The sequence below is a fragment of the Brevundimonas sp. genome (genome assembly GCF_023259385.1).
Taxonomy (GTDB): Bacteria; Pseudomonadota; Alphaproteobacteria; order Caulobacterales; family Caulobacteraceae; genus Brevundimonas.
In genome coordinates, this window is sequence record NZ_JAHFPF010000162.1 from 1 (window position 1) to 8020 (window position 8020).

Annotated in this window: 6 protein-coding genes and 1 tRNA gene; 1 reads left to right on the forward strand and 6 read right to left on the reverse strand. The window is 68.7% G+C overall.

From position 1 onward, the window contains the following. Nucleotides 1–351: 351 nt before the first annotated feature. From Q0C81_RS12610 to Q0C81_RS12630, 5 genes are all read right to left on the reverse strand, one after another. Nucleotides 352–1086 (reverse strand): TlyA family RNA methyltransferase, encoded by a 735-nt coding sequence (locus tag Q0C81_RS12610; RefSeq protein WP_291838344.1) that lies wholly within the window; start codon nt 1084–1086, stop codon nt 352–354. After that, the gene (locus tag Q0C81_RS12615; RefSeq protein ID WP_291838357.1) at nt 1083–3812 is read right to left on the reverse strand and encodes a valine--tRNA ligase; all 2730 of its coding nucleotides are present in this window, start codon (nt 3810–3812) and stop codon (nt 1083–1085) included. Before Q0C81_RS12615 ends, Q0C81_RS12610 begins: the two co-directional genes overlap by 4 nt. A gap of 135 nt (nt 3813–3947) precedes the next feature. Then, nucleotides 3948–4595 (reverse strand): DUF2497 domain-containing protein, encoded by a 648-nt coding sequence (locus Q0C81_RS12620; protein ID WP_291838347.1) that lies wholly within the window; start codon nt 4593–4595, stop codon nt 3948–3950. A 259-nt stretch (nt 4596–4854) separates the two neighbouring features. After that, nucleotides 4855–6339: a TolC family outer membrane protein gene (locus Q0C81_RS12625; protein WP_291838350.1), complete on the reverse strand. Its 1485-nt coding sequence runs from the start codon at nt 6337–6339 to the stop codon at nt 4855–4857. A gap of 129 nt (nt 6340–6468) precedes the next feature. Then, nucleotides 6469–7098: a protein-L-isoaspartate O-methyltransferase gene (locus Q0C81_RS12630; RefSeq protein WP_291838353.1), complete on the reverse strand. Its 630-nt coding sequence runs from the start codon at nt 7096–7098 to the stop codon at nt 6469–6471. A gap of 115 nt (nt 7099–7213) precedes the next feature. On the opposite strand from Q0C81_RS12630, the gene Q0C81_RS12635 reads away from it, so the two are divergent. Continuing rightward, a tRNA-Cys gene (locus Q0C81_RS12635) sits at nt 7214–7287 on the forward strand. A gap of 11 nt (nt 7288–7298) precedes the next feature. Here Q0C81_RS12635 and Q0C81_RS12640 read toward each other — a convergent pair. Then, complete coding sequence (locus Q0C81_RS12640; RefSeq protein ID WP_291838355.1) at nt 7299–7949, reverse strand: hypothetical protein; 651 nt, start codon at nt 7947–7949, stop codon at nt 7299–7301. Nucleotides 7950–8020 lie beyond the last annotated feature (71 nt).

The window sequence follows — 8020 nt, forward strand, 5'->3', positions numbered from 1 at the left end:
ACGACCGCTACCGCTATGACGACCGGTCGGACTACCGCAGCGACCGTTACGGCTGCCGCACCGTATCGACCCAGAGCCGCGACTGGAACGGTCGCCTGGTGACCCGGTACGAAGAGGTCTGCAACGGTTACTGACGAGATCGCGTCGCCGGTTACTTATCAGCCCCCCTGTCGATCGGCGATGTGACGGAGGCCCCCGGTGGAGAAATCCACCGGGGGCTTTTCCATTCTTGGAGGGCCGCGGACCGTCGGCCCTGCGGGACCTCCCGACCCGACGCGGCCTGGCTTCGCGCAGACTTGCGCTCAAGCAGCGAGCGACCGCCTCGCGAGCGATAGCGCTCGAAACGCTTCGCTAGATGCGTTTCGCCCAAAGAAGATATTCCACGTTGCCGTCGCCGCCGGTGATGGGGCTTTCGACGGTGGCTTGAACCGTCCAGCCGCGGGTTTCCAGCCAGCTGGAGACGCGCTCCAGAGCGGCCTGACGAGCCTCCGCATCCTTGACGACGCCGCCCCGGCCGATGTCGGCGCGGCTGTCCATTTCGAACTGGGGCTTCACCAGGGTGACCAGGTCGGCGTCCGGCGCGGCGAGGGCCAGGGCGACGGGCAGAACCTTGGCCAGACCGATGAAGCTGGCGTCGCAGACGATCAGGCCGGGCGCATGGGGGACCAGATCCGGCGTCAGGTCGCGCGCGTCGGTCTTCTCCAGATCGATCACGCGCGGGTCGGCGGCGAGGCGTGGGTGCAACTGCCCCTGCCCCACATCGACGGCGTAGACCCGCGTCGCGCCGCGTTCGAGGCAGACTTCGGTGAAGCCGCCGGTCGAGGCGCCCACGTCCAGCACCGTCCGCCCTTCGACGGTCACCGGCCACAGGGTCAGGGCTTGATCCAGCTTCAGCGCGGCCCGGCCGACGAAACGGTGGGCGTCGACGAAGGTGATCTCCGCCTCGTCCGACACCGTCTGCGAGGCGGCCCGGGCGGGCCGACCGTCGATCGTGACGCCGCCGGCTTCGATGGCCGCCTTCGCCCGCGCCCGGCTTTCGGCCAGGCCGCGGGCGACGAGGAGCTGGTCGAGCCTGACCTTGCTCACCCCACCCCGTCCAGACGCGCCAGGGCGGCGGCCTGCTTGGCCCGACCGGCCTCGGCCTCGGCCAGCTTCTCGCGCTGTTCCTCGACGACTTCCGGCGCGGCGCGGGCGATGAAGTTGGGGTTGCCCAGCTTCTTGTTCACATGCCCGATGTCGCTCTCGAAGGCGGCGATCTCCTTGGTCAGGCGCGCGCGCTCGGCGTCCAGGTCCACCAATCCCTTGAGGGGCATGAAGGCGGAGGCGCCGCCGACCAGCAGGGTGATGGAGCCCGGCGGCTGCTCGCCGACCTGCTCGATGGCCTCCAGACGGGCCAGCGACTGGATCAGTTCGCCGTGCTTGTCGAACAGCGCCTTGATGTCGGCGGTCGGGTTGTAGAGCGCCAGCGTCAGCTTGGCCCCCGGCGGCACGCCGATCTCGGCGCGGCTGGAGCGGATCTCCGAGACCGTGCGGATCAGCCAGCTAATGTCAGCGCTGGCCTCCATGTCGAGATAGCTGTCGGGCAACACCGGCCAGGCGGCGCCGATCAGGGTCGATTCGCTGCGGGGCGCGCCTTCCTGGGCCAGCTTGTCCCACAGCTCTTCGGTGATGAAAGGCGTGACCGGGTGCATCAGCTTGAGGGTCTGATCCAGGGTCCAGGCCGTCATGGCCCGGGTCTCGGCCTTGGCGGCCTCGTCGGAGCCCTGGAAGACCGGCTTGGCCAGCTCCAGATACCAGTCACAGAAGACATTCCAGACGAAGCGGTACAGGGCCGAGGCGGCGTCATCGAAACGGCCGGCCTCAATGGCGCTGGAGATCTGACGCTCGGCCTTGGTCAGCTCGTCCCGGACCCACAGGTTGATGGTCTGCTGGACATTCGCTGGGTCGAAGCCCTCGACGCGGCGCGCTTCATTCATCTGGGCGAAGCGGGCGGCGTTCCACAGCTTGGTGCCGAAGTTTCGATAACCTTCAATGCGTTGCTTCGACAACTTGATGTCGCGCGTGCCCGACAGAATGGCCATGGTGAAGCGCAGGGGGTCGGCGCCCAGCTCGTCGATGATGCCGAGGGGGTCGATGACGTTCCCCTTCGACTTGCTCATCTTCTGACCCTTCTCGTCGCGGACCAGGCCATTGATGATGACCCGCTTGAACGGAACTTCATCCATGAAGTGAAGTCCCATCATCATCATCCGGGCGACCCAGAAGAAAATGATGTCGGCGGCGGTGACGAGGTCGCTGGTCGGATAGAAGCGCTTGAGGTCCTCGGTCTTCTCGGGCCAGCCCATGGTCGAGAAGGGCCACAGGGCCGAGGAGAACCAGGTGTCCAGAACGTCTTCGTCCTGGGTCAGCGGCTTGCCGCCGGCCTGGGCGATGGCGTCCTCCTCGGTCTCGGCGACGTAGATATTGCCGTCGGCGTCGTACCAGGCCGGGATGCGGTGGCCCCACCAGAGCTGGCGCGAGATGCACCACGGCTCGATGTTGCGCAGCCATTCGAAATAGATCTTGGAGTAGCTGGCGGGCTCGAAGACGGTGTCGCCCTGCTCCACCGCCTTGATGGCCGGCTGGGCGAGCGTATGGGCGTCGACGTACCACTGGTCCGTCAGCCAAGGCTCGATGACGACGCCGGACCGGTCCCCGTGCGGGACCATGTGCCTGGTCTTCTCGATCTCCTTGAGCCAGCCCTCTTCCTCGGCGCGGGCGACGATGGCCTTGCGCGCGGCGAAGCGGTCCATGCCATCGTATTCGGCGGGGACGTCCGGTGTGTCGGCGGCGGTGACGCGGGCGTAGGCGTCCAGGATGTTCAGCGACGGCAGGCCCGCCCGCTTGCCGACCTGGAAGTCGTTGAAGTCGTGCGCCGGGGTGATCTTCACCGCGCCCGAGCCCTTGGTCGGGTCGGCGTACTCATCAGCGACGATGGGAATGCGGCGGCCGACGATGGGCAGGGTCACGACCTTGCCGACCAGACCGGCGTAGCGCTCGTCCTTCGGGTGCACGGCGACGCCGGTGTCGCCCAGCATGGTCTCCGGCCGGGTCGTGGCGACGACGATGTAGTCGCGGGTCTCGTACTCCGTCGCCTTGCCGTCCTCGTCGAAGGCGATCGGATGCTCGTAGGTGACGCCGTCAGCCAGCGGATAGGCGAAATGCCAGTAGGCGCCGTCGACCTCCTTCTGCTCGACCTCGAGGTCGGAGATGGCGGTCTGGAAATGCGGATCCCAGTTCACCAGCCGCTTGTCGCGATAGATCAGGCCGTCCTTGTGCAGCTGGACGAAGACCTTGCGGACGGCGGCGTTCAGGCCCTCATCCAGGGTGAAGCGCTCGCGCGACCAGTCGCAGCTGGCGCCCAGACGACGCAGCTGGCCGACGATGGTCCCGCCCGACTCGGCCTTCCATTCCCAGACCTTGTCGACGAAGGCCTCGCGGCCCATCTCGCGGCGCCCGACGTTGCCGGCCGCGGCCAGCTGGCGCTCGACCACCATCTGGGTGGCGATGCCCGCGTGGTCGGTGCCGGGCAGCCACAGGACGGCCTTGCCCTGCATCCGGTGATAGCGGGCCAGGATGTCCTGCAGGGTGTTGTTCAGCGCGTGGCCGATGTGCAGCGACCCCGTCACGTTCGGCGGCGGAATGACGATCGAATAGGCGTCGGCCGCGCCGTCGGTGGCGGTGGCGGCGCGGGGCGCGAACAGGCCGCTGTCCTCCCACATCGCATACAGGCGGGGTTCGGCGGATTTCGGGTCGAAGGTCTTGTCGAGCATGGGGGAGGTCATTCTTTTGCCCTACCGCGACACGCGCGGCGTGTCGCTATTCAAGGGCGGAGCGGAAACGGAAAAGGGCGGCTCCGCCGGGAGCCGCCCTGTCGTGATCTAGTGAAGATCGGTGCGCAGGTGAAGCTAGCCGGCCGAGCGGGCGATGCGTTCGACTTCCTTGCGTACCTGTTCCTCCACGATGCCCGGCAGGTTGGCGTCGAGCCAGTCCTTGAGCAGCGGGCGCAGCATCTCGGCGACCATGGCCTCGACGGTCGAGCCGCTGGCGAAGGTCAGGTCCGGGCCCGAGGCGGCCGGAGCGGCGGCCGGCTTCTGGAAGCTGGCGGCCAGGCCGGCGAAGGCCGAGGCGGCGCTGGCGGCGGCGCTGTCGCCGACGAGGGAGTCGTAGTTGTTGGTCGGCACGGAAGGTTGCTCCGGCGTGTGAACTTCGGCGGGCGGGGCGAAGACCGACTCGCTGACCGGCTCGGCCGGGAAGGGTTCGGGCTCGGCGGGCGACAGGTCCAGGTCGCCGATGCTCTCGGCGGCCGGGGCTTCGTAGGTGTCAGTCAGCTCCAGCACATCTTCTTCCGACGCCTCGGGCTCCTGCACCGACGGGGTCTCATCCATCAGGGCGGGCGACGGCGCGGGTTCCGGCTCGGGCTCGGGAGCCGGTTCAGGCTCCGGCGCGGCGGCGACCGGCGCGGTTTCAGCCGGCGCGTCGTCCTCGGAGATGATCCGGCGGATCGACGCCAGGATTTCCTCCATCGTCGGTTCCTGGGCGGTCTGGTCGGTCATGGCGAAATCCCGGACGCCCACTCAGGCGGGCGGACTGATCGAAATGGCTGGGCCTGCGGAGCGGTTTCCCCCTCCGCAGGGCTGTCGTCGCATCTACGCCCGTCGGAATCAACGGGCGTTTTTCCCCTGAGGCGCGAGCCCCGGAGCGAAATCGGCCGAGCTGGACGCCGTACGGCTGAGCTCAGATTTCGCTCCAGTCGATGCGGGACCATTTTTTGACTTCAGGTCGGGACGACCTGAAACAAAAATGGTCTGAGGATCAGTTGCGCGGCGCGGTCCGAACGACCTCGGACTTCAGCTGGGTGTCGATCGGCGCGTCCTCGGCGTCCGTGGCCGGAACGATCGCCGGGGCGGCCAGGCGGTCGAAGCTTTCGATCGCCCCATCCCACGGCAGGGCGCCGCGGTTGCGCACGCGCTGATAGTTGGCGGCCGGGTCGTAGACCGTGATGGTCGGATCCAGGTCCTGGCCCTCCAGGCGGCCCATGGCGGCCAGCAGATTGGCCTGGGCCACGTATTCGTTGCGGCGCGAACTGGCCAGGGTGACCTCGGCGTTGCGCAGCTCCAGCTCCTGGTTCAGCACGTCCAGGGTGGTGCGCAGGCCGACCTGGGCCTCCTGGCGCACGCCCTCGGCGGCCACCGTGGCGGCGCGGACGGCTTCCTGACCGGCCTGCAGGGTGGCGCGGGCCGAGATCGACTGGGCGTAGGCCGAGCTGACCGATTGCAGGGTGCTGCGGCCCTCGCCCTCGACGGCGATCTGGGCGGCGTTGGCGCGTTCCAGCGCCTGGGCGACGCGCGACGAGTTGAGGCCGCCGGTGAACAGCGGCACCGACAGGGTCGCGCCGGCGGTCAGACGGGTGTTGTCGGCGATGTCGCCGAAGCGGTCGAAGTCGTTGTTCGACCCGCCATAGCTGGCGGTGGCGCGCAGCGACGGCAGGTACTCGGCCTTGGCGGCGGCGACGTTGGCTTCGGCGGCGCGCAGCGAATAGGTGGCCGCGCGGATGCCCGGATTGTCGACCAGGGCCACGTCCAGGGCGTTGTCGAAGTCGGTCGGAACGCCCGGCAGGACCGGCATGGGGGCCAGATCGCCCGGCGACTGGCCGACGACGGCGGCGTAGGCGGCGCGCGACACCGACAGCTGGGCGCGGGCGTTGGCCAGATCGGCCTCCGACTGGGCCAGGCGGGCTTCGGACTGGGCGACGTCGGTGCGGGTGATCTCACCGACCTCGAAGCGGGCGCTGGCTTCTTCCAGTTGGCGCTGGAGGACGTTCAGGTTGGCTTCGCGGATGGCGAGGATCTCGGTGTCGCGGATCACGTCGGCGTAGGACTGGATGACCAGCGCCAGGACATTCTGTTCGATGTCGCGCAGGTTTTCGCGGCCGGCCAGGATGTTGGCTTCGGCGGCGGTGATGCCGTGGCCGATGCGGCCGGCGCTCCACAGGGTCTGGCCGACGCCGATGCTGGCCGAGGCGCTGTCGCTGTCCGGATTGACGAGGGGGCCGTCGCCGTAGTCGCGCGTGTAGTTGGCGCCGATGGTCACATCCAGGGTCGGGCGCAGGCCAGCCCGGGCCTGGACGATCGATTCGTCGAGCGCCCGCTGATTGGCCCGCTGGGCCAGCAGTTGCGGATTGGTGCGATAGGCCAGCGCAATCGCTTCCTGCAGGGTCTCGGCCCAGGCGGGAGCGCCCATGCCGGTGATCACAGCGATGACGGCGACCGAGGCGAGCGCACGCGAACGTTTCAGCATGATGGTTCCTGCCTGGCGCGGGGGATGCGCGCCCTTCGTATCCCAAGGCCTGATGCGGGACGGTTTAGTCCCGCGCCAGTTAAGTTTTTTTCACGCGCAAAGCCCAGCCCCTCCGTCGGAGGGGAAGGATCAGAGCGCGAAAGTGGGTTCGGGCGTCAATTCCGCAAGCACCGGCGGCGCCGCATCGAACAGTTCCCGGCGCGATATGCCCTGTTCGCCACGCATGTAGAGCACGGCCTTGCCGCCCGGCCCCGTGCGCTCGACCACGGCTAGACGCCCGCCGACGGACAGGGCTTTCAGCCAGGCCTCGGGGCGACCGGGCACGGCGGCCTCGGACACGATGACGTCGTAACCCTCGCCCGCCGGGGCCGACAGGGGCGCGACGACGGCGGCGACGCCCTCGTCAGCCAGCGCCGAGCCGACCACGTCGAACACGGCGGCGTCCGATTCCTGGGCCGTGGCGTTCAGGCCCATCCGGGCCAGCACGGCGGCGGCGTAGGGGCCCGCGATGCTGAGGGCGCGCTCGCCCTCCTTCCCGCCCAGGGCCATCAGCAGCTTGGACAGGTCCCGCGCCAGCATCAGGCGGCGGCCGCCCGCGATTTCCGGCTCGATCTCCGCATAGGCGGAGAAGGCGCGGTCGGCGGGCACGAAGCGCTCGCGCGGGACGGCCAGAAGCGCCGCCTGCAGGGCGCGGTCGGTGACATCGTTCACCCGGACCTGGCTGTCGACCATGACCTTGCGTGCGGCGGCGAAATCCATCTTGGGGGAATCCTGCTGAAATCTGGCGCGCTTATAGGTCTGTGCGTTGCGGCGGACAATCCGATCTGATAGCGAACCCGCCTCGCGATGGATGGCTTGGTCACCAAGGCTCTACGGCCTGATGGCGGAGTGGTTACGCAGCGGACTGCAAATCCGTGTACGCCGGTTCGATTCCGGCTCAGGCCTCCATCGCGAGTTTTTCAGCCTTCCGACGCCATCGCCCGCCACGTTCGCGCGGCCAGGTCGCCGAGGCCGTAGCTCACCAGATCCCTGTCCGGACACCACCACGAACCGTGTCCACGATCCGTATAGCGGAACCGGCCGGGCCGTCCGGGTTCGGAAATCAGGTGGGTGGTCTCGTGCACCAGGGTGTTCACCAGCGCGGCGCGCCGCTCGGGATCGCCGCTGAGCCAGCCTTCGAATCGTTCCGGACGGATCCGCATGCGCTGGGCCCCCACGCTGGTGGACGCCACGGCTCCCGGATTTTCATAGACCAGCTGAAAGCGCGCGCCCGCGTCCGCCATCGCGTCCCTGACCGAGGCGCCGCTCACCCAGCGCCGGTTCGGCAACGGAAGGATCGAGCAACCCGGCAGCCAGTCCCGCGCGGCCGCTCCGGCGGCGAAGGCCTGCGACCGGCGGACGGCGCAGGCGGCGTCCAGCGCGGCCCTGGCGGCCCCGGCCGCATCGGACGGGAAGTTGACCAGTTCGACGGTCGAGCACGGCGTGACGTGGATCTCCGGCGGAGCCAGCGACGCCTTCCGGCTCGCGTCATGATCCACGCCGTCAGCCAATGAGCCGCAGCCCGAAAGCAGCATGAGCCCCGCGAGGCCCGCAATTGCGGTTGAACGCACCCCACCCCTCCATCTTGACGAGTGCGATGCGTAGCATGGGGCGCCGCGCGGGAATACCTGCGTTACGCGAG

Coding starts and splice junctions, on each gene's coding strand:
- Q0C81_RS12625 (WP_291838350.1), bottom strand. CDS start 6,339: ATGCTGAAACGTTCGCGTGCGCTCGCCTCGGTCGCCGTCATCGCTGTG.
- Q0C81_RS12630 (WP_291838353.1), bottom strand. CDS start 7,098: ATGGATTTCGCCGCCGCACGCAAGGTCATGGTCGACAGCCAGGTCCGG.
- Q0C81_RS12620 (WP_291838347.1), bottom strand. CDS start 4,595: ATGACCGACCAGACCGCCCAGGAACCGACGATGGAGGAAATCCTGGCG.
- Q0C81_RS12615 (WP_291838357.1), bottom strand. CDS start 3,812: ATGCTCGACAAGACCTTCGACCCGAAATCCGCCGAACCCCGCCTGTAT.